Source organism: Anaeromyxobacter diazotrophicus (genome assembly GCF_013340205.1).
Taxonomy (GTDB): Bacteria; Myxococcota; Myxococcia; order Myxococcales; family Anaeromyxobacteraceae; genus Anaeromyxobacter_A; species Anaeromyxobacter_A diazotrophicus.
In genome coordinates this window covers 320,095-343,058 of sequence record NZ_BJTG01000005.1, presented here as the reverse complement: position 1 = coordinate 343,058, position 22,964 = coordinate 320,095, and the positions used below count along the sequence as shown (strand labels likewise).

The following is a 22,964-nucleotide window of genomic DNA, read 5'->3' as shown; positions in this document are numbered from 1 at the left end:
CCGAGCACCAGCTCGTGCTGGAGCGCCGGGGGCGCGTCCTCCGCGGCCGCGGCGGCCGGGTGGTCGATCCCGAGCGGCGTGGGCTGGCGCACCCCCGCCAGGGCGCGGCGCCAGAAGTCCTCGCTGCGGGCGGGGTCGCGCCGCTGCAGCCAGGCGATGAAGTCGCGGTACGGCCGGACGGGCGGGAGGCGCGGCGCCTCCCCGCGGCGCAGCGCTTCGTACGCGGCGAGGACGTCCTTCAGCACCAGCGGCACCGACCACCCGTCGAGCAGCAGGTGGTGGTGCGAGAAGGTGAACAGGTGGACCGCGTCGCCGGTGCGGGCGAGCCCGAGCCGGAGCAGCGGCGGCACCGCCAGGTCGAACCCGCGCGCCCGCTCCTGGCGGAAGCGCTCCTCGAGCCGCGCCGCCTGCGCCTCCGCGCCGAGGCCGCGCCAGTCCTCCCGCTCGAGCGGGAGCTCGACCCCGCGGTGCACGAGCTGGAGCGGCTCGTCCACGCCCTCCCACACGAAGCCGGTGCGCAGGATGGGGTGGCGCGCGAGCACGAGCTGCCAGGCGCGCGCGAAGGCGTCGGCGTCGAGCGCGCCCTCGAGCTCGAACGCGAGCTGCTCGACGTACACGCCGGACCCGGGGTCGCGCAGGGTGTGGAAGAGCATCCCCTGCTGCATGGGCGAGAGCGGGTACAGGTCCTCGACCTCGTGGTTCATCGCGTCCCCCGTCGTACGGCTCCCTGCGACAGCAGGCGCGCCAGCGTCCGCTCGTCGATCCCGGCCAGCGCGAAGTCCGACGGCGTCGGCGCAGGGGCCTCCTGCAAGCGGGCCAGCGCCGCCAGCTCGCGCAGCGCCTCCCCGCACCACTCCGCCAGCGCGCGGATCGTCTCGGGGCGGTGCACCTCCGGCCCGTAGGTGAAGCGCACCCCGAGGCGGGCGCCCGCCACCGCCGCGTCGATCTCGAGCAGGTGCGGGCGCTGGTTCGCCGGGCTCCGCTCCGGCCCGCGTTCCTCGCCGGCGACCGCGAAGGACCCTGCGGCGGCGCCGCGGTCGAGCTGCCGGCCCAGGTAGTTCACGCACACCTCGTCCGGCGCTGCGGCGAGCGCCGAGCGCGCGGCGGCCGGGCCGAGGTACTTCAACAGCCCATGCCCGAGGCCGTGCCGCGGCACGCGGCGGAGCTGCTCGCGCACCGCCCGCAGCGCCTCGCCTGGCCCTGCCGCGTCGGCGAGGTCGAGCCACACGGGGTAGAGCGCCGTGAACCACCCCACCGTCCGCGACGGGTCGATGCCCTCCTCGGTCTCCTCGCGGCCGTGTCCCTCGAGGAGGAGGCGCACGGAGCTGCGGCCCGTCCAGCGGGCGAGCGCCTGGGCGACCGCGGTGAGGAGCGCGTCGGAGAGCTCGCCGCGGTGCCCCGCCGGGAGGTCGTGCAGCAGCGCGTGGGTCTCCGCCTCGCCCAGCTCGAAGGCGATCGTCGCCGCCGAACCCTCGGCGTTCGCGCCGCCCTCCAGGTCGCGCGGGAGCCGGAACGGACCTTCGGGCGGCTCGGCGCGCCAGTACCCCAGCTCCGCCTCGACCTCGGGCGCCAGCGCGAGCCGGCCGAGCGCCTCGGCCCACGCGCGGTAGGAGGTGGTCTTCTGCGGCAGCGCCGGGGCGCGCCCGGCGGCGAGCGCCTGGTAGGCCGCGGCGAGGTCCTCGAGCAGGATGCGCCAGGAGACGGCGTCGACGGCGAGGTGGTGGGCGACGAGCAGGAGCCGCCCAGGTCGGTCGGGGCCGAGGTCGAACCAGGCGGCGCGGAAGAGCGGCCCGCGGGCGAGGTCGAGGCCGGCCTGCTCCGCCGCGCCGAGCCGCTCCAGCTCCGCGCGACGCGCCGCGGGCGGCGCACCGGAGAGATCGACGAAGGCGAGCGGCACCTCGGCCGCAGCGACGGGGGCAAAGACCTGTCGCCACCCCTCGGGCGTGCGCTCGAACCGCAGGCGGAGCGCGTCGTGGTGGCGGGAGAGCGCGCGCAGTGCGCCGGCGAGCGCGCAGCGGTCGACAGGCCCCGGCACCTCGAGGAGGACCGACTGGTTCTCGTGGTGCGGCGCGGGCTGCGCCTGCTCCAGGCACCAGGCCTGGACGGGCGTGAGCGGCGCCGGTCCCACCACCTCGCCCTGCTCCGCCGCGCCCTCCCGGGCGGCGCCGGCCAGGAGCGCCAGCCCGGCCACCGTGGGCGCCTCGAAGATCTGGCGGGGGCTCAGCTCGAGCCCGGCGGCGCGGGCCCGCGCCACGATCTGGATGGACAAGATGGAGTCGCCCCCCAGCGCGAAGAAGTCGTCGTGGACGCCGACCCGCGTCGCTCCCAGCACCTCCACCCAGATGGCGGCCAGCTTCTCCTCGACCGAGGTGCGCGGCGCGACGAACCCGGCCGCGGCGTCCTCGGCCGGGGGCGGCGGCAGCGCCTTCCGGCTCACCTTCCCGCCGGCGGTGAGCGGCAGCGCCGCGACGCTGACGAAGGCGGAGGGGATCATGTACGGCGGCAGGAGCGCGGCGAGGTGCTCCGCGAGCGCCTGCGGGGCGGGCGCCACCCCGTCGGCCGGCACGACGTAGCCGACCAGGCGCCGGGTCGCGCCGTCCTCCTTCACCGCCGCCGCGGCCGCGCGGACGGCCGGGTGCGCGCGCAGCGCCGCTTCGATCTCCCCCAGCTCGATGCGGAAGCCGCGCAGCTTCACCTGCTCGTCGGCGCGGCCCAGGAACTCGAGCTCCCCGTCGGGCAGCCAGCGCACCCGGTCACCTGTGCGGTACATGCGGGCGCCCGGCGCCGGCGCGAAGGGGTCGGGGAGGAAGCGCTCCGCGGTCAGGTCCGGCCGGCCCAGGTAGCCGTCCGCCAGCCCCTCGCCGCCGACGTACAGCTCGCCGGGTACCCCGACCGGCACCGGCTCGCGGCGGGCGTCGAGGACGTAGGCGCGGCGGCCGGGCAGCGGGCGGCCGATGGGGACCCGGCCGCGGGCGGCCAGCCCGGAGAGGTCGGCCGGGATGGCGTAGTCGGTGCAGCTGATGGTCGCCTCGGTGGGCCCGTAGTTGTTGACGAGCCGGGCGGTCCCCCAGGGCGAGCGGCGGCAGAGCGCCAGCGTCTCGGGGCGCACCGCGTCGGCGCTCACCATGAGCGTCCTCAGGCGGTCGCAGCGCGGCCAGCGCTCGCGGTCCGGGCTCGCCTCCCAGGCGCGGAGCAGCCCGTCGAGCCACGCCGGCGGCAGGTCCATGAAGGTCACGCCGGCGCGCGCGATCTCGTCCGCGAACCGCGCCGGGTCGGGGAGCCCGTCGCCGCGCAGGACCACCGCCGCCCCCGCGCACAGCGCGGGCAGGAGCTGCTCCAGCGAGGCGTCGAAGGAGAAGGACGCGAACTGCAGCACGCGGTCGTCGGGGCCGACCTGGTAGTGCTGGCGGATGGTCCGGCAGTGCTCGGCCAGCGCGCGGTGCGCCACCACCACGCACTTCGGCTTCCCGGTCGAGCCGGAGGTGGTGATGAGGTAGGCGGGCGCGTCCGGCGCGTCCGGGGCCACGACCGGCGGACCGCCGTCGTCCGGCAGCTCCTCCGGCGCGACCAGCGCGACGCCGGCGCGCGCCAGGCGCGGCGCGAGGGGACGGGGCGCAATCGCGGCGCGGGCGTCCGCGTCGGCCAGGACCGCGGCCAGCCGCTCGTCGGGGTGGTCGGCGTCGAGCGGCAGGTAGACGCCCCCCACCTTCCAGATGGCGAGCAGGGACGCGACGGCGTCGGGCGTGCGCGGGTGGAGCACGGCCACCGCCTGGCCGGGAGCGACGCCGGCCGCGCGGAGCGCGCGGGCGATGCGGCTGGCGCGCCGCTCCAGCGCCCCGTACCCGACGGCTGCCCCGGCCGCGATCAGCGCCGGGCGATCGGCGCCGGCGGCCGCCTGGGCCTCGAACAGCGCCGGCACGGTGGGCCCGACCGGCCCGGGCGCCGTCCCGGCGGCGAGCTCGAGCAGCCAGCGCCGCTCCTCCGAGCTCGCCAGCGGGACCGCGGCGGCGGGTCGATCCGGGTCGGCCAGGAACCCGGCGAGGAGCGTGCGGAGCTGGTCCGCCATCCGCGCCACGGTGGCGGCGTCGAACAGGTCGCGGTCGTACTCGAGCGCCGCCGCCAATCCTTCCGGTCCCTCCTCGACGTTGAGCGTGAGGTCGAACAGCGCGACGCCGGTCTCCTGGTGCATGGCGCTCCAGCGCAGGCCCGCCACCTCGAGCTCGGCGGTGGGGGCGTTCTGCAGCGCGAACATGACCTGGAAGAGCGGCGTGCTCCCCGCCGAGCGCTCCGGCTGGACGGCGTCCACCACCTTCTCGAACGGCACGTCCTGATGGGCATAGGCGGCGAGCGCCGCGTCCCGGGCGCGCCGCACCAGCTCGCGGAAGCTGGGATCTCCGGAGAGATCGGCCCGGAGCACGAGCGTGTTCACGAAGAATCCGACCAGCGGCTCCAGCTCGGCCCGGCCGCGGTTCGCCACCGGGGTGCCGATGCAGAAGTCCTCCTCGCCGGTCAGGCGGTGCAGCAGCGCCTCGAAGGCGGCCAGGAGCACCATGAAGAGGGTCGCCCCCTCGCGCCGCGCGAGCGCCGCGAGCGCGTCGGTGGTGGGGCGAGGAATCGAGCAGACGTGCGCGCCCGCGGGCCGGCGCTGCTCGGGCGCGCGCGGACGATCGGTCGGGAGCTCCAGGGAGGGCGGGGCGCCGGCGAGCCGTTGCGTCCACCAGGCGAGCTCGCCCGCCAGCGCCTCGTCGCCGAGCGCGGCGCGCTGCCACGCGGCGAAGTCGGCGTACTGGATGGCGAGGGGCGGCAGCGGGGAAGGCCGCCCGGCGGCGAGCGCCTGGTACAGCCGCGCGATCTCGCGGACGAGGATGGCGCTCGACCAGCCGTCCGAGACGATGTGGTGCAGGGTGAGGAGGACGACGTGGTCCTCGCTCCCGAGGCGCAGCACCCGCGCCCGGAGGAGCGGACCCGCGGCGAGCTGGAACGGCCGGCGCGCCTCCTCCGCCGCAACCGCGCGGGCGCGCTCCTCGCGCGCCTCCTCGGCGACCGCCGACAGGTCCTCGACCTCGAACGCCGCCCGGGCCTCGGGCGCGATCACCTGGACCGCCTTGCCGTCGACCGTCGGGTAGGTCGTGCGGAGCACCTCGTGGCGCATCACCAGCGCGTCGAGGCTCGCCCGCAGCGCGGCCACGTCGAGGGGGCCGCGCACGCGGAGCGCGGCGGGGACGTTGTAGCGCGGGCTGCCTGGCTCGAGCTGGTCGAGGAACCAGAGGCGCTGCTGGGCGAACGAGAGCGGCAGCGGACCGTCGCGCGGTACCGGGGCGATGGGCGGCGTGGCGGCGGCGAGCCGGCCGGCGCCGCGCGCCTCCTCGATCCGTCGTGCCAGGGCGCCGAGCGAGGGCGCCTCGAAGAGCGCGCGCACCGGGAGCTCCACCCCGAACGCGTCGCGCACCCGCGCCACCACCTGCATGGCGAGCAGCGAGTGGCCGCCCAGCGCGAAGAAGTCGTCCGCCCGCCCGACCCGCTTCTCCCCGAGCACCTCGGTCCACAGGCCGGCCAGCACCTGCTCCACCGGCGTGCGCGGCGGGAGGTGCGCCTCGCCCGCCGGCTCGCTCGCCGCGGGCTCCGGGAGCGCCCTGCGGTTCACCTTGCCGGCCGTGGTGAGCGGCAGCTCAGGCAGCACGACGAAGGCGCCCGGGACCATGTAGGCGGGCAGCCGCGCCGCGAGGTGGGCCGCCAGCGCGTCCGCGCCGGGCGGGCCGCCCTCGAGCGGCACCACGTAGCCGACGAGCCGCCGCTCGCCGCCTTCCCCCTTCAACGCCGCCGCGGCCGCCTTCACGCCAGGGTGGGCTCGCAGCGCCGCCTCGATCTCGCCCAGCTCGATCCGGAAGCCGCGCAGCTTCACCTGGTCGTCCAGGCGTCCGAGGAAGTCGAGCTGGCCGTCGGGCAACCACCGCACCCGGTCGCCGGTGCGGTAGACGCGCGCCCCCGCCACCCCAGCGGCGAAGGGGTCGGGGAGGAAGCGCTCCGCCGTGAGCGCGGGGCCGTGCAGGTATCCGACCGCGATCCCCTCGCCGCCGATCCACAGCTCGCCCGGGAGGCCGATGGGCGCCAGCTCGCCGCGCGCGTCGACCACGTAGGCGCGGCGCCCGGGGAGGGGGCGTCCGATGGGGACGCGGCCGCGAGCGACCAGGCCGGCCACCTCGCGTGGGACCTCGAAGTCGGTGCAGCCGATGGTGGCCTCGGTGGGGCCGTAGTTGTTGACGAGCCGCACCTCGCCCCACGGCGAGCGGCGCCACGCCGCCAGCGTGTCGGGGCGCACCACGTCCGCGCTCACCATCACCGTCCGCAGCCGCTCGCAGCGCGGCCACCGCTCGCGGTCGGTGCTCGTCTCCCAGGCCCGCACGAACGCGTCGAGGCAGGCCGGCGGCAGGTCCATGAAGGTAACGCCAGCGCGCGCCAGCTCCTCCGCGAACCGCCGCGGCTCCGGCAGCCCCTCGCCGCGCAGGGCCACCGTCGCGCCAGCCGAGAGCGCCGGCAGGAGCTGCTCCAGCGAGGCGTCGAAGGAGAAGGCGGCGAACTGGAGGACGCAGTCGTCGGGGCCGATCCCGTAGTGCCGGCGGATGGTGCGGCAGTGCTGCGCCAGCGACCGGTGCGTGACCGCCACCCCCTTGGGCGTCCCGGTCGAGCCGGAGGTGTAGATGAGGTAGGCGAGCGCGTCGGCCGCGACCGGGACCGGCGGCGCCTCCTCCCCTTCGCGTGGGCCCACCTCGTCCACCAGCACGGCCGGCGCGCCGAGGTCGCCGGCGCGCGCCCGGAGCTCGCGGGTCGTCATCACCGCCGCCGCGCCCGCGTCCGCCCGCAGCGCCGCCAGCCGGGGCGCGGGGCTCTGCGGATCGAGCGGCACGTAGACCGCGCCCGCCTCCCAGATGGCGAGCAGCGCCGCCACGGCGTCCAGCGAGCGCGGCAGCAGGTGCGCCACGGCGGCGCCGGGCCTCACCCCGGCCGCCACCAGCGCCCGGGCGAGCTCACCGGCGCGCAGCCTGAGGGCGCGGTAGCTCCAGCGCTGCTCGCCGAGGAGGAGCGCGGTCGCGTCCGGGCGCTCGCCGGCGCGCGCGGCGACGGCGCCGGGCAGGAGCGGGGCCGGGTCCTCGATGGCGGCGCCGGCGGCGAAACCCGCCACCCGCGACCGCTCCTCCTCGCCCAGCAGCGGCAGCGCCGAGACCGGCCGCTCCGGGTGCGCCACCATCCCCTCCAGCACGCGTCGAAAGTGGCCGCAGAACCGGTCGACGGTGGCCGCGTCGAACAGCCCGGCGTCGTACTCGACCGCGCCCTCGATCCCGCCCGGGCCCTCCTTCAGCGCCAGGGTGAGGTCGAAGCTGGCGGCGCCCGTCTCGACCGGCTCGGGGATCCAGGTGAGCTCGCCCACTTCGAACGCGACGGGGGGTGCGTTCTGGAGGACGAGCATCACCTGGAAGAGCGGGGTGCGGGCGAGGCTCCGCTCGGGCCTCGCGACCTCCACCACCATCTCGAACGGCACGTCCTGGTGCGCATAGGCGCCGAGCGCCACCTCGCGCATCCGGCCGATCAGCGCGCGCGCGTCCGGCTCGCCGGAGAGGTCGGCGCGCAGCACGAGCGTGTTGACGAAGAACCCGATGAGCGCCTCCACCTCGGCCTGGGTCCGGTTGGCGATGGGCGTGCCGACGCACAGGTCCTCCTCGCCGGTCCACCGCTGGAGCACCGCGCCGAAGGCGGCGAGGAGGGCCATGAACGGCGTCGCGCCCCGCTCCTTCGCCAGCTTCGCCACCGCGCCCGCCAGCGGCGCCGGCAACGCGAACAGGCGCGACCCGCCCTGCCCGGCGCCGGTGCCTCGCGGCCCATCGGTGGGGAGGTCGAGCGCGGCGGGCGCGCCAGCGAGCTGCCGCTGCCACCAGGCGAGGGGGTCGCGCAGCGCGCCGCCAGAGAGCCACCCGCGCTGCCAGAGGGCGAAGTCGGGGTACTGAATGGGCAGCGGCGCGAGCGGCGACGGCCGCCCGGCGGCGAAGGCCCGGTAAAGCGCCGTCGCCTCGCGCACCAGCACCCCGGCCGACCAGCCGTCCGAGGCGATGTGGTGCATCGTGAGCAGCACGACGTGCTCGCGCTCGCCCAGCCGGAACAGGAAGGCCCGGAGCAACGGCCCGGCGGCGAGGTCGAAGGGGCGCCGCGCCTCCTCGGCCAGCCGCGCGGCGAGGCGCGTCTCCCGCTCGGCCTGCGGCAGCGGCGCGAGGTCCTCCACGGGAAGCGGCACCGCCGCCTCCGGCGCGATGCGCTGCACGGGCGCCCCGCCCGCCTGGTGGAAGGTGGCGCGGAGCGCCTCGTGCCTGCACACGATGGCGTCGAGGGCCTGCTCGAGCGCCACCGCGTCGAGCCGGCCGCGCAGCCGGACGGCGGTGGGGAGGTGGTACTGCGCGCTGCCCGGCTCCAGCTGCTCGACGAACCAGAGCCGCTGCTGCGCGTACGAGAGCGGCAGCTCGACGACCCCAGGCGCGCGGCGCGGGATGGCCGGGCGCGGCAGCGCCGCGCCTCGCTGGCGCAGCAGCGCCTCGAGCTGCGCGCGCTTCTCCACCGAGAGCGCCGCCACGCGCTCGAGCACGCTCCGTAGCTCCTGGCCGGCGACGCTCATGGCCGCTCCCCCGCCTCGCCGGCACCCTGGGCCGCGGCGGGCTCCTCCGGCAGCGCCTCGACCTCGTCCACCAGCGCCGCCAGCTCGGCGGCGTCGAGGCGCCCCGCCCGCGCGGTCTCGACCGCTTGCGCCAGCTGGGCGATCGACGGGCCCTCGAACAGGACCCGGAGGGGCAGCTCGACGTCGAAGGCGTCGCGGACCCGCGAGAGGAGCTGGGTGGCGAGCAGGGAGTGCCCGCCCAGCTCGAAGAAGTCGTCCTCCACCCCCACCCGCTCCACGCCGAGCAGCCCGGCGCACAGCTCCGCCAGCTTCTCCTCCACCTCGGTGCGCGGTGCCACATAGGCCCGCTCCGACCTCGCCTCGGGCGCCGGCAGCGCCGCCCGGTCTACCTTCCCGCTCGGCGAGAGCGGCAGCTTCGCCAGGCACACGTACCCCGTCGGCAGCATGTGCTCCGGCAGCTCTGCCCTCACCGCCGCCTTCAGCTCCGCCGCGCTCGGCGCCGGGGCGTCCCCGTGCTCGACGTAGGCGACCAGGCGTGCCTCCCCCGGCCGGTCCTCCCGCGCCAGGACCACGCACTCCCGCACCGCCGGGTGCCTCCGCAGCGCCGCCTCCACCTCGGCCGGCTCGATCCGGAAGCCGCGCACCTTCACCTGCTGGTCGATCCGCCCCAGGAACTCGATCGTCCCGTCCGCGCGCCACCGCGCCAGGTCGCCCGTCCGGTACAGCCTCCCCCCCGGCTGGAACGGATCGGGCAAGAACCGCTCCACCGTCAGCTCCGGCCGGTGCAGGTAGCCCCGCGCCACCCCCACCCCGCCGATGCACAGCTCGCCCGGCACGCCCACCGGGACGGGCCGCTGCCGCGCGTCCAGCACGTACGCCCGCGCGTTCGCGATCGGCTTCCCGATGCTCGGCGGCCGCGCGTCCAGCACGTACGCCCGCGCGTTCGCGATCGGCTTCCCGATGCTCGGCGGCCGCGCGTCCTCCGCGCTGCACGGCCCCATCGTCGCGCACACCGTCGTCTCCGTCGGCCCGTACGCGTTCCAGAACCGCCGCCCTGGCGCCCATCGCTCCACCAGCTTCCGCGTGCACGCCTCCCCCGCCGAGATCACCGTCCCGAGCTCCGGCAGCTCCTCCGGCGCCAGCACCGCCAGCACCGAAGGCGGGAGCGTCACGTGCGTGATCCGCTGCTCCCGCAGCAGCGCCGTCAGCTCGATCGACGACGCCAGCACCTCCTGCGGCGCGAGGCACAGCGTCGCCCCGTTGCCGAGCGCCATCGCCAGCTCCCACACCGACGCGTCGAACGAGAACGGCGAGAACTGCAGCACCCGGCTCCCAGGACCCACCCCGAACGCCTCCCGCTGCGCCTCCGACAGGTTCACGAGGCCCCGGTGCTTCAGCAGCGCCGCCTTCGGCTTCCCCGTCGACCCCGACGTGTAGATCGCGTACGCCACGTCCTCCGGCCCGGGCGCGCGGGCCGCGAGCAGCGCCTCGGCCGTGCCGCCGGCCTCCTCCGCCGCGGGGTCGTCCACCAGCACCACCGAGGCGATGCCGGGCAGGCGCGCGGCGAGGTGCGGTTGCGTGACGAGCAGCGCGACCCGCGAGTCCTCGACCATGAAGGCGAGCCGCTGGGCCGGATAGGCCGGGTCGAGCGGAAGGTAGCAGCCGCCCGCCTTCATCACCCCCAGCGCCGCCACCACCGCCTCGACCGAGCGCTCGGCGGAGACGCCGACGAGCGCGCCCGGGCCCGCGCCCCGTCGCGCGAGCCGCCGCGCAAGGTGCTCCGCGCGCCGGTCGAGCTCGCCGTAGCTCACCGCCCGCCCCTGGAACGTGAGCGCGACGGCGTCCGGCGCGGCCGCCGCCTGCCGCGCGAAGCGCGCCGCGAAGGATCGATCCGCCGGCTCGGGCGCCGGCGCCGCCGCCCACTCCGAGGTGAGTCTGCGCCGCTCGTCGTCGCCGAGGAGCGGCAGCGCAGAGATGCGCCGGTCGGGATCGGCGGCGATGCCGGCGAGGAGCGTCCGGAGCTGCGCCGCGATCCGCTCCGCTGTGGCGGCGTCGAACAGGTCGGCGTTGTACTCGAGCGTCGCGTCGAGCCCGCCCTCGGCGGCCGCCAGCGCCAGCGTCAGGTCGAAGGCGGCGCTCCCCGTCTCCGCCTCGAGCGGGGCGAGGGTGAGCCCCGGCAGCCGGAGCGGCTCGCGCGGGGTGTCGTCGAGGACGAACATGACCTGGAAGAGCGGGCTGTGCGACAGGGCCCGCCTCGGCTGCAGCGCCTCGACCACCATCTCGAACGGCACGTCCTGGTGGGCGTAGGCGCCGAGCGCCGCGGCGCGGGTGCGCGCCACGAGGTCACGGAAGGTCGGGTCGCCGCCGAGGTCGCCGCGCAGCACGAGCGTGTTGGCGAAGAAGCCGACGAGACCCTCCAGCTCGGCGCGGGTGCGGTTCGCGATGGGGGTGCCGACCGAGACGTCCTCCTGGCCAGCGAGCCGGCCGAGCAGGACCTGGAACGCCGCCAGGAGGGTCATGAACGGCGTCGCGCCCTCGGCGCGCCCTACGCGCCAGAGGGGCCGGAGCAGCGCCTCCGGCAGGAGGAAGCGGACGTGCCCGCCGCGGTCGGTCGCGACCGGCGGGCGCGGCCGGTCGGTGGGGAGCGCCAGCAGCGGCGGCGCCCCGCGGAGCCGCTCGCGCCAGTAACCGAGCTGCTCCTCGAGCGCGTCGCCCTGGAGCCACGCCCGCTGCCACCGCGCGTAGTCCGCATACTGGAGCGGCAGCGGCGCGAGCTCCGCCGGCCGCCCCGCCACCGCGGCCTGGTACAGCGCGCCGAGCTCGCGGACGGCGACGCCCATCGACCAGCCGTCGGTGGCGGCGTGGTGCACCACGAGCGAGAGGACGTGCTCCTCCGGCGACAGCCGGAGCAGCCGGGCGCGCAGGACCGGCCCGGCCGCCAGATCGAGCGGCTCGCGCGCCAGCTCCGCCAGCCGCTCCCGCAGCCGCGCCTCGCGCGCCGGCTCCTCCAGACACGAGAGGTCCTCGACCGGGAGCGGCGCCTCCGCGTCCTCGTCCACCACCGGCACCGGGAGGCCGCCGGACGGCGCGAGCCGCGTCCGCAGCACCTCGTGGCGCCGGACCAGCGCGGCGAGCGCCCGCGCCAGGGCGGCCGGGGCGAGCGAGCCCGCGAGCCGCACCGCCGCCGGGATGTTGTGGCGGGGCGTGCCGGGGGCGAGCTCCTCCAGGAACCACAGCCGCTGCTGAGCGAAGGAGGCCACCCGCGGCTCGCCCGCGGGCCGCGGCAGGATCGGCGGGGCGGCCACCGGCCGCTTCTCGCCGGCGACCGACGCCAGCGCGGCGACGGTGGGGGTCTCGAAGATCGCCTGCAGCGGCAGCTCGGCCCCGAGCGCGTCGCGGACGCGCGCGGCGAGCTGGGTCGCCTTGAGCGAGTGGCCGCCCAGCGCGAAGAAGTCGTCCTCGACGCCGACCCGCTCCACGCCCAGGACGTGGGCGAAGAGCGCGCACAGCACCTCCTCCACCGGCGTGCGCGGCGCGACGTGACGGGCGGAACGGGCGTCGGGGTCGGGCAGGCGGCGGCGGTCCACCTTCCCGCTCGCGTTGACCGGCAGCTCGCTGACCGCGACGAAGCGCGCCGGCACCATCCACTCCGGCAGCCGCCCGCGGAGGTGGCGCCGGAGCTCCGCCGCCCCGGGCGCGGTTGCGCCGGCACGGGGCAGCACCCAGGCCACCAGCTGCGCCTCGCCCTGTCCGTCGGCCCGCGCCGCCACCGCCGCGGCCGCCAGCGCCGGGTGCTGGGTGAGCGCCGCCTCGACCTCGCCCGGCTCGATGCGGAACCCACGCACCTTCAGCTGGTCATCGAGGCGGCCCAGGAACTCCAGCGCGCCTTCGGCGCTCCAGCGGGCGCGGTCGCCGGTGCGATAGAGGCGCCGCCCAGGCTCGAACGGATCCCGGACGAAGCGCTCGGCGGTGAGCGCCGGCCGGCCCAGGTAGCCGAGCCCGACGCCGGCGCCGCCCACGCACAGCTCGCCCGGGACGCCGGCCGGCACCGGTGCCAGGTCCGGGCCGAGCACCCAGCAGGTCCCGCCGGCGACCGGCCGGCCGATGGGGACTCCGGCCGCATCCGCCGGCAGCTCGCCGACGAGGTGCCAGGCCGCGCCGATGGAGGTCTCCGTCGGACCGTAGAAGTTGACGAGCCGCCGGCCGCGCGACCACCGCCGCGCCACCTCGACCGGGCACGCCTCGCCGGCGGTGACGACCGACCTCAGCCCCGGGACAGCCTCCGGCGAGAGCACCGCCAGGAGCGACGGCGGGAAGGTGGCGCTCGTGATCCGGGCCTCGACGAGGAAGCGCTCGAGGTCGCGGGGCGAGGCCCGCACCTCGCGCGGCGGGACGACCAGCGCCGCGCCGGCCGCGAAGGTGCTCCACACCTCGGCCACCGAGGCGTCGAAGGAGGGCGAGGCGAACTGGAGGACGCGGTCGTTCGGCCCGAGCGCCGCGGCCCCGACGAACGCCGCCGCGAAGTTGCAGAGGCCGCCGTGGTGCAGCACGGCGCCCTTCGGCTCGCCGGTGGAGCCGGAGGTGTAGATGACGTAGGCCGGGTCGCCGGGGGCGATGGCGCGGCCGAGCGGCACGGCCTCCTCGCGGGCAAGCGCGGCAGCGTCCTCGCCGTCGATCACGATCGCCGCCGCGTCCGACGCCGGCAGCCGGCCGAGGGTGGCGCGCTCGGCCAGCACGAGCGCCGGGCGCGCCTCGGCCAGGATGAAGGCGAGCCGCTGCGGGGGCGAGGCCGGGTCGAGCGGCAGGAAGGCGCCTCCCGCCTCCAGGACGCCGGCCATGGCGACCACCAGGTTCGCGCCGGGCTCGAGGCACAGCCCAACCGGCTCGCCGGGGCGGAGCCCACGGGCGGCGAGGTGGCGCGCCAGCCGGTGCGCCCGCGCGGAGAGCTCGCGGTAGGTGAGGCGCTCCGCAGGCGTCTCCGCGGCGAGCGCGTCGGGCCGCTCGGCGGCGCGGGCGGCGAGGAGCTGCGGCGCCGAGGACAGGCCCGGTGCGGCCGGCGCGCCCCGGCTCCAGCCCTCGATGGCGCGGCGCTCGCCCCCGGAGAGGAGCGGCAGCGCGCCGAGCGGCGCCCCGGGCTGCGCCGCCAGGGCCTCGAGGAGGTTCGCGAGGTGGCGGAGCATGCGGCGGACGGCGGCGCCGTCGAGGCGGCTCGTGTCGTGGAGGGCGCCGAGCACGAGCTCGGGGTCGAGCGCGGCCGTCACGGTCAGCGGGTAGTTCGTCCGGCTGTGGGTCCGGGGGGAGCCGAAGCGGAGCGGGCCCCCCGGCCGCCGGAGGCCGCTCGCGAACGGGTAGTTCTCGAAGACGAGCAGGCTCTCGAACAGGGGCGAGCGCGCCGGCACCTCGGCCCAGCCGCGGATGCGCACCAGCGGCGCGTGCTCGTGCTGCCGCGCCGAGAGCTGCGCCTCCTGGAGGCCGCGCAGCCAGGCGGCGGCGGGGGCGGCGCGCTCCAGGCGCGCACGCACCGGGATGGTGTTGATGAAGAGCCCGACCATCCGCTCCACGCCCTGGAGCTCGGCCGGGCGGCCGGAGACGGTGGCGCCGAAGAGCACGTCGTCCTGGCCGGCGTAGCGCGCGAGCAGGAGGGCGAAGGCGCCCTGCACCAGCGTGGCGGGGGTGAGGCGCTCCTCGCGCGCCAGCCGCTGCAGCGCGGCCGTCGCCTCACTGGAGAGGCGCAGCGACTCGGTCGCGTGCGGCGCGCCGGGGCGGCCGGCCGCGCGCGCCATGACGAGCGGCGTCGGCTCGGCAAACCCAGCCAGGGCGGCGCGCCAGAAGGCCTCGTCGCCCGACGCGTCTCGCCGCTGCAGCCAGGAGACGAAGTCGCGGAACGGCCGGACCGGCGGCAGCTCGGGCGTGCGGCCGGTCCGGAGCGCCTGGTAGGCCTCGAGCAGCTCGGCGAGGAGGAGCGCCGACGACCAGCCGTCCACCAGCGCGTGGTGGATGCTCCACACGAGCTGCCAGCTGCGCTCGCCAGTGCGCAGGAGCGCGACGCGGGTGAGCGGCGCGCGGGCGAGGTCGAAGCCCTCTCGCCGATCCGCCTCGAGGAAGGCGGCGAGGCGCTCCTCCTGCGCGGGGGGGTGGAGCGCGCGCCAGTCCTCGCAGCGCGGCACCAGCGCGGCGCGCCGCTGCACCACCTGCAGCATCTGCCGCGGGCTCTTCCAGGCGAAGGCCGTGCGGAGGACCGCGTGCCGCTCCGCCAGCCAGCTCCAGGCGCGCGCGAAGGCGCCCGGGTCGAGGTCGCCCTCCAGCGGGACCGAGAGCTGCTCGTGGTAGAGCGCCGTGCCAGGCGACTGGAGGGCGTGGAAGACCATGCCCTCCTGCATGGGAGCGAGCGGGAAGATGGCCTCGATGGCGTCGGTGGTGCTCATGCTCCCCCCACCTCGCGCAGCAGTGCGGCGAGCTCGCGCGGCGAGAGCCCCGCCTCCGGGAACTCGGCCGGCGCGTACCGGTCAGCCGCGCCCGCCTCGGCCGCCGCGCCGGCGAGCAGGCGCAGCCCCTCCTCGAACCACGCGGCCACCGCCTGGACGGCGTCGCGTGGGACGGCCCGGCCGAAGGCGAAGCGCGCCCGCAGCCGGCCGCCTACCACGGCCGCGTCCACGCCGAGGAGGTGGCTCCGGCGCTGGCGTGGGCTCCGCTCCGGGCCGCGATCCTCGGCCGCCGGCCGGAAGCGCCCGCCCGCCAGCGCCAGGTCGAGCTGGCCGAGGTAGTTGAACGACACCTGCCCCGGCTCGGCGGCGGCGAGGCGCGCCCGGACCGCCGGGTCGGGCGCGAGGTGGCGCAGGACGCCGTACCCCACCCCTCGGCGCGGGACGCGGCGCTGCGCCTCCTTCACCGGGCCGAGCGCCTCGCGCGCGTCGGCCGCGCCGCGCAGATCGACCGCGACGGGGAAGACGGAGGTGAACCAGCCGACGGTCCGGGAGAGGTCGAGCGGCTCGGGCAGCTCCTCGCGGCCGTGCCCCTCGAGGTCGATCCGGACCACCGGCGAAGCCGTCCAGCGGGCCAGCGCCGGGAAGAGCGCGGCGAGGAGCAGGTCGTTCGGCTCGGCGTGGAGCGCCGCCGCCGCGTCCGTGAGCAGCGCCCGGGTCGCCGGCGCCGGCAGCTCCACCTCGACCGCCTGCTCGTCCTGCTCGAGGTCGTCGCCCGTGAGCGGCGCGACCGGGAGCGGCGCGCCTGGCGGCAAACCCTCCCAGTACGCGAGCTCGTCCCCGAGCTCCTGCGACGCGGCGAACCGGGTGAGGGCCGCCGTCCACTCCCGGTACGCGCTCGACTTGGGCGGCAGGCGGGGCGCCTCGCCCGCCGCCCGCGCGGCGTACGCGCGCTCGAGGTCCTCGAGCAGGATCCGCCACGACACGCCGTCCACCGCCAGGTGATGCGCGACGAGGAGGAGCCGCCCCGGCCGCGCCCGGCCGAGGTCGAAGTATGCCGCTCGCACGAGCGGCCCCGCCCCGAGGTCGAGCGCGCGCTGCAGCCCGGCGCAGCGGCGCTCGAGCGCAGGACCCACCGCCTCTCCGGCGAGCGTCGACAGGTCCTCCCACGCGAGCGGCGCGTCGTGCTCGCCCGGCGGCGCGCAGCACTGTTGCCAGCCCTCGCCGGTCTGCTCGAAGCGCAGCCGCAGCGCGTCGTGGTGCCAGGCGACGTCGCGGAGCGCCGCCGCGAGGGGCTCGCGGGCGAGCGGCACCAAGACCTCCAGCAGGAGCGACTGGTTGAAGTGGTGCGGCTCCTGGGGGGCGCGCTCGAGGAACCAGCGCTGGATGGGCGCGAGCGCCACCGGCCCCGCCACCGGGCCCTGCTCCGCGACGGCCACCGCCGCCGTTCCGGCCGCGGCGGCCAGGCCCGCCACCGTGGGCGTCTCGAACACCTGCCGCGGCGTGAGCACGAGCCCCGCTTCGCGCGCGCGCGCCACGATCTGGATCGACAGGATCGAGTCGCCGCCCAGCGCGAAGAAGTCGTCGTGGACGCCGACCCGCTTCGCCCCCAGCACCTCCGCCCAGATGGCCGCCAGCCGCTCCTCGGCCGCCGTCCGCGGCGCGAGGTAGCCCGCCTCGGCCGCCGCGGGTGGGGGCGGGAGGGCCCGCCGGTTCACCTTGCCGCCCGCGGTGAGGGGCAGCGCCGCGATCGCCACGAAGGCGGACGGCACCATGTAGGGCGGCAGCACTTGGCCGAGCCGCTCCGCGAGCGCCTCGGCCGCCGGCGCGGCGCCGTCAGCGGGCACGACGTACCCCACCAGCCGCCGGGTCGCCCCTTCCTCCTTCACCGCCGCCGCCGCGGCCCTCACGCCCGGGCAGGCGCGCAGGGCCGCCTCGACCTCGCCCAGCTCGAGGCGGAAGCCGCGCAGCTTCACTTGTTCGTCCACCCGGCCGAGGAGCTCGAGCTCTCCCCCGGCGAGCCAGCGCGCCCGGTCGCCGGTGCGGTACATCCGCGCCCCGGGCTCACCGTCGAAGGGGTCGGGCAGGAACCGCTCCGCCGTGAGCTCCGGCCGCCCCAGGTAGCCATCGGCGAGCCCCTCGCCTCCGAGGTGGAGCTCGCCCGGCACGCCCACCGGCACCGGCTCGCCCCGCGCGTCGAGGACGTACGCCCTGCGGCCCGGCAGCGGCCGCCCGATCGGCACCCGGCCGCGCGCGACGAGGTCGCCCACGTCGGCCGGGACGTCGTAGTCGGCGCAGCTGATGGTCGCCTCGGTCGGGCCGTAGTTGTTGACGAGCCCGGCCCGGCCCCACGGTGAGCGGCGGCACAGGGCCAGCGTCTCGGGCCGCACCACGTCGGCGCTCACCATGAGGAGCCGCAGCGCGGGGCAGGCCGGCCAGGCGGCCCGGCCGGGGTCCGCCTCCCAGGAGCGCACGAGGCCGTCGAGATAGGCGGGCGGCAGGTCCATGAAGGTGACGCCGTCCCGCGCGATGGCCTCGGCGAACGCGCGCGGCTCCTGCAGCTCGTCGCCGCGCAGGACCAGGGCGGCTCCTCCGGAGAGCGGGGCCAGGATCTGCTCCAGCGAGGCGTCGAAGGAGAAGGCGGCGAACTGCAGCGCGCGGTCGCCCGGCGCGAACCGGTAGTGACCGCAAGAGGACCGGCAGTGCTCCGCCAGCGCGCGGTGGCTCACCACCACGCCCTTCGGCCTCCCGGTGGAGCCGGAGGTGTAGATGACGTAGGCCGCCGCCGCGGGGTCGAGCGGCGCCGCCGCCCCGTCCGCCGGCTCGCCTTCGACCCCGTCCAGCAGGACCGGCGGGGTGGCCGCGCCCGCGAGCGCCGGCGCCAGCGCCGAGGTGGTGAGGGCGTGCGTCGCGCCCGCGTCGGCGAGCAGGGCGGCCGTTCGCGCCGGGGGGCTCTGCGGATCGAGCGGCAGGTGGACGGCGCCCACCCTCCAGATCCCGAGCAGCGCCGCGATCGCGTCGGGCGTCCTTTGCAGGAGGTGCCCCACCCGCGCGCCGGCCGTCACGCCCGCCGCGCGCAGCCGGTGGGCGATCTGGCGCGCCCGGCGGTCGAGCGCGCCGCGGCTCCACACCTCGCCGGCGGCGAAGATCGCCGGCGCGTCCTGGCCGCGCGCCGCGAGCGCGGCCAGCTTCGCAGGGACGAGCTCCCCCACCTCGCCGGCGGGCTCGCCCTGCCCGAGCGCGAGCACCCGCTGCCGCTCCTCCGGCCCCTGCAGCGGCAGCTCCGACAGGCGCAGGTCGGGGTCCTCGACCGCCGCGGCGAGGAGCCGCTCGAAGCTGGCGGCGAGCCGGTCCACCGTGGCGGGGTCGAAGAGGTCCCGGCGGTACTCGAGGTCACCCGCGAGGCCCTCCCCGCCCCGGCGCAGCTCGAGCGTCAGGTCGAACTTCGCGGTGCCGGTGTCGAGTGGCAGGAAGCACGCCTCGACGCCGGGGAGCCTCGGCGCTCCCGGCTCGTCCTCGACCGAGGCCATGACCTGGAAGAGCGGGGTGTGCGTCAGGCTTCGCGCCGGCTGGACGGCGTCCACCACCTCGTCGAACGGCACGGCCGCGTGCGCGTGGGCGTCGAGCGTCGCCTCGCGGACGCGCCGCAACAGCTCGCGGAAGCTCGGGTCGCCGGCGAGGTCCACCCGCAGGACCAGGGTGTTGACGAACAGCCCGACGAGCCCCTCCAGCTCGGCGCGGTCGCGGCCGGAGACGGGCGTGCCGACGCACAGGTCGGTCTCGCCGGTGACGCGGGCGAGGAGCGCGTCGAGGGCGGCCACCACTGCCATGAAGAGCGTCGCGCCCTCGCGGCGGGCGAGCAGGGCGAGCCCGCGCGAGAGCGGTGCCGGGAGCGCGAGGGGCCGGCGCTCCCCGGCTGCCGAGGCGAGCGCGCGGCGCGGCCGGTCGAACGGCAGCTCGAGCGCGCCCGGCGCGCCGGCGAGCCGCTCCCGCCACCAGGCGAGCTGGGCCTCGCGCTCGCCGCGGGCGAGCGAGGTCGCCTGCCAGGCGGCGAAGTCCGCGTACTGGAGTGGCAGCGCGGCGAGCGCGGCGCCGCCCCCGCCCACCTCGGAGGCGTAGAGCGCCGTGACCTCGCGAACGAGGACTCCCGTCGAGGCGCCGTCCGAGACGGCGTGGTGGACGACGAGCACGAGCCATCGCTCTGCCTCGCCGAGGCGCAGGAGGCGCGCGCGCAGGAGCGGGCCGCGGGCGGGGTCGAGCGGGCGGCGCGCCTCGGCGGTGGCGAGCGCGCGCGCGGCGCGCTCCCGCTCGTCCGCCGGGAGCTGGGTGAGGTCCGTCTCCTCGAGCGGCACCGGCGCGGGGGGGTCGAGGATCGCCACCGGCCGGCCTCGCTCGGCGCCGAGGCGCGTGCGGAGCACCTCGTGCCGGCGGACGACCTCGGACAGGGCCCGCCCGAGCGCGGCCGGATCGAGCGCGCCGCGGAGCCGGACCGCGGCGGCGATGTGGTAGAGCGCGCTCCCGGGCTCGAGCTGGTCGAGGAACCACATCCGCTCCTGCGCGGAGGAGAGCGGGCGCAGCGAGGGATCGGGCCTCGGCGCGATGGGCGCGCCGCCCGCGTCGCCCCGCCGCCGCTCGTCCACGAGCCGCGCCAGGGCGGCCGGCGTCGGGTGCTCGAAGAGCGCGCGGAGCGGCAGCTCCACCCCGGCGAGCGCTCGCACCCGCGCCGTGAGCCGTGTCGCGAGCAGCGAGTGGCCGCCCAGCTCGAAGAAGCCGTCTTCGAGTCCGACCCGCTCGACCCCGAGCACCTCGGCGAAGGCGCCGCGCACGAGCTCCTCGAGCGGCGTGGCCGGGCGGTCGTCGCCCGGGCCGGGGGCGGCCTCCCAGCGCGGCGCCGGCAGCGCGCGCCGGTCGAGCTTCCCGCTCGGCGTGTGAGGCAGGGCCTGGAGGGCCACGAAGGCGGCCGGCACCATCGACTCGGGCAGCCGCTCGCGCAGGTGCTGGCGGAGCGGCGCCGCGCCGGGGGCGGGGCTCCCGCGGCCGACCACGTAGGCGACGAGCGCCCGCTCGCCGTCCGGACCCAGCTGCACCGCGGCCGCCGCCGCCGCGACGGCGGGGTGCTGCACCAGCGCCGCCTCGATCTCGCCCAGCTCGATGCGGTGGCCGCGCACCTTCACCTGCGCGTCGAGGCGACCGAGCAGCTCCAGCTGCCCATCCTCGCGCCAGCGCGCGCGGTCGCCGGTCCGGTACATGCGTCCGCCCGGCGCGAACGGGTCCTCCACGAACCGCTCGGCGGTGAGGGCGGGACGTCCCAGGTACCCCTGGCCCACGCCCTCGCCCCCCAGGCAGAGCTCGCCGGGGAGGCCTGGCGGCAGCGGCGCGCCATGGGCGTCGAGCACGTACGCCCGGACGTTGGCGAGCGGCCTGCCGATGCTCGGGCCGCCAGGGGCCGCGCCCACCCGGCAGGCGGTCGCGTCCACGGCGCACTCGGTGGGGCCGTAGACGTTCCAGCTGTCGATCCCCTCCGCGGCGGCGAGCGTCCGCCAGGTGGCGAGGTCGAGCGGCTCGCCGCCGACGAGGATGAGCCGCGGGCGCGGGTGGGCCGGGTCGAGGAGCCCCGCCGCGAGCAGGGCCTTGAGGTGCGAGGGCACGCAGTCGAGCACGTCGACCCGCCGCGCGCGAAGGAACTCCACCATCGCCGCGGCGTCGGCTCGCACCTCCGCCGGCACGAGCACGAGCGCGTGGCCTGCGAGGAGCGCCAGGAGCTGCTGCACCGAGGCGTCGAAGACGAGCGGGGCGTTGAGGTTCACGCGGAGCGGGCCCGCGCGCCCGGCGTAGGCCGTGCGCGCGAGCCCGGCCCACAGGTTCACCGCGGAGCGGTGGGAGATGCGGACGCCCTTCGGCTTCCCGGTGGAGCCGGAGGTGTAGATGACGTAGGCGGTGTCCTCGCTCCCGGCGATGGGCTGGAGGTGCCGGGCCGGCTCGGCCCCGACGCGGGCGGCGCGCGAGGGGTCGTCGAGGCGGACCACCTCCACCCCGGGCGGCGGCGCAAAGCCGTCCGGGAGCGGCCCCGCGGCGAGGACCACGCCCAGCTCCGCGTCGGCGATGGTCTCGGCGAGGCGCCGGCGCGGCGCGGCCGGATCGAGCGGCACCCAGGCGCCGCCCGCCTCGAGGACGCCGAGGAGCGCCGCGATCGTGTCCGGCACGCGCAGCGCGAGCAGGCCGGCCAGCCGCCCGCGGCCGAAGCCGAGCCGCCGCAGGTGGCGTGCGATGCGGCTCGCCCGCGCGTCGAGCTCGCGGTAGGTGAACGACCGGTCCGCACCCTCCACCGCCAGCGCCTCCGGGGTCCGCGCCGCCTGCGCCTGGAACAGCTGGTGGATCCCCTTCTCGTGCGGGAAGCGGCAGGCGGTGTCGTTCCAGGCCACCACCACCCGCCGCCGCTCCGCCTCCGACAGGATCGGCAGCGCCGAGACGGGCCGGTCGGGCGCGCCGACCGCCGCCTCCACCAGCAGCCCGAGCTGGCGCGTGAACCGGGCGGCGGTCGCCTCGTCGAAGAGGTCGGTGTCGTACTCGAGGGAACCTTCGAGCCCTCCGTCCGCCTCGCGGCAAGAGAGGAGCAGGTCGAGCTTGGAGGTGCCGCGCTCCAGGTCGAGGCGCGTCACCACCAGCCCGGGCAGCGCGAGCCGTGCCGGCCCTGCGGTCTCGAGGTCGAGCATGACCTGGAAGAGCGGGTTCGACCCCCCCTCGCGCCTGGGCCGCACGGCGTCCACCACGAGGTCGAAGGGGAGCGCCTGGTGCGCGAAGGCCTGGAGCGCCGTCTCCCGGGCGCGCCGGAGGAGCTCCCGGAAGCTGGGATCGCCGGAGAGGTCGGTACGGAGCACGACCGTGTTGACGAAGAACCCGATGAGCCCGTCGGTCTCGGCCCGCTCGCGCCCGGCCACCGGGGTGCCGACGAGCAGGTCCTCCTGCCCGGTGGCCCGGAAGAGGAACGCGTCGAGCGCGGCCAGCAGCGCCATGTACGGGGTCGCCTGCTCCGCGCGGGCGAGCTCGGCGAAGGGGCGCCACCGCTCGGCCGGGAGGCTGAAGGCGTGGTGCGCGCCGCGCCCGGAGCGCGCCGACGGGCGTGGACGATCCGCACACAGGTCGAGCGCGGGCACCGCGCCCGCGAGCCGCCGCCGCCAGTAGGCGAGGTCCACCTCGCCGCCCCCGGCGGCGAGCGCCGCGCGCTGCCAGTCGGCGAAGTCGGCGTACTGGATCGCCAGCTCGGGGAGCGGCGACGGGGCGCCGCACGCGAGGGCCGGGTGGAGCGCCGCCAGCTCGCGCAGCAGCACGCCGCTCGACCAGGCGTCGCAGGCGATGTGGTGCAGCGTGAGGAGCAGGACGTGCTCCGCGTCGGAGAGCCGGAGCAGCCGCGCCCGCAGGAGCGGCGGCGCGCCGAGGTCGAACGGCCGCGCCGCCTCCGCCAACGCCTGGCGCCGCACCTCCGCCTCCCGCTCGGCCTCGCGCAGGGAGCGCAGGTCGTCCTGGGCGATCGCCACCGGCGCCGCCGCGGCGACCCGCGCCTGGGCCACGCCGTCCACCTCGACGAAGGCGGTCCGCAGGACGTGGTGGCGCCGGACGATCTCGGAGAGGGCGCGCTCCAGGACGGCCGGGTCGAGGCGGCCCTCGAGGCGCAGCGCCGCCGGGACGAGGTAGGCCGTGCTGCCGGGGTCGAGCCGGTCGAGGAACCACAGCCGCTGCTGCGCGAACGAGAGCGCCCGCGGGGCGCCGTCGTCGCCGCGCGGCAGGGTGGCCGCGCCGCGGCGGCCGCGCCGCGCCAGCTCGCGCACGAGCCGGCCCCGCTGCTCCGACGAGAGCCGGCTGATCCTGTCCTCGCGTCCCGCCAC

The 22,964-nt window shown here is 77.7% G+C and carries 3 protein-coding genes and 1 pseudogene (1 of these 4 running past the window's edge); all 4 read right to left on the bottom strand.

The window, feature by feature from the left end:
* A pseudogene (locus HWY08_RS12605) lies at positions 1-704 on the bottom strand (condensation domain-containing protein); its annotated part reaches 7,062 nt to the left of the window's first position; the annotation flags it as partial.
* The gene (locus HWY08_RS12600) at positions 701-8,659 is read right to left on the bottom strand and encodes a non-ribosomal peptide synthetase (RefSeq protein WP_176065643.1); all 7,959 of its coding nucleotides are present in this window, start codon (positions 8,657-8,659) and stop codon (positions 701-703) included. The pseudogene HWY08_RS12605 and the gene HWY08_RS12600, both read right to left, overlap by 4 nt.
* The gene (locus tag HWY08_RS12595) at positions 8,656-15,084 is read right to left on the bottom strand and encodes a non-ribosomal peptide synthetase (protein WP_176065641.1); all 6,429 of its coding nucleotides are present in this window, start codon (positions 15,082-15,084) and stop codon (positions 8,656-8,658) included. Before HWY08_RS12595 ends, HWY08_RS12600 begins: the two co-directional genes overlap by 4 nt.
* Positions 15,081-22,964 (bottom strand): non-ribosomal peptide synthetase, encoded by a 7,884-nt coding sequence (locus HWY08_RS12590; protein ID WP_176065639.1) that lies wholly within the window; start codon positions 22,962-22,964, stop codon positions 15,081-15,083. The genes HWY08_RS12595 and HWY08_RS12590 overlap by 4 nt, the downstream gene beginning before the upstream one ends.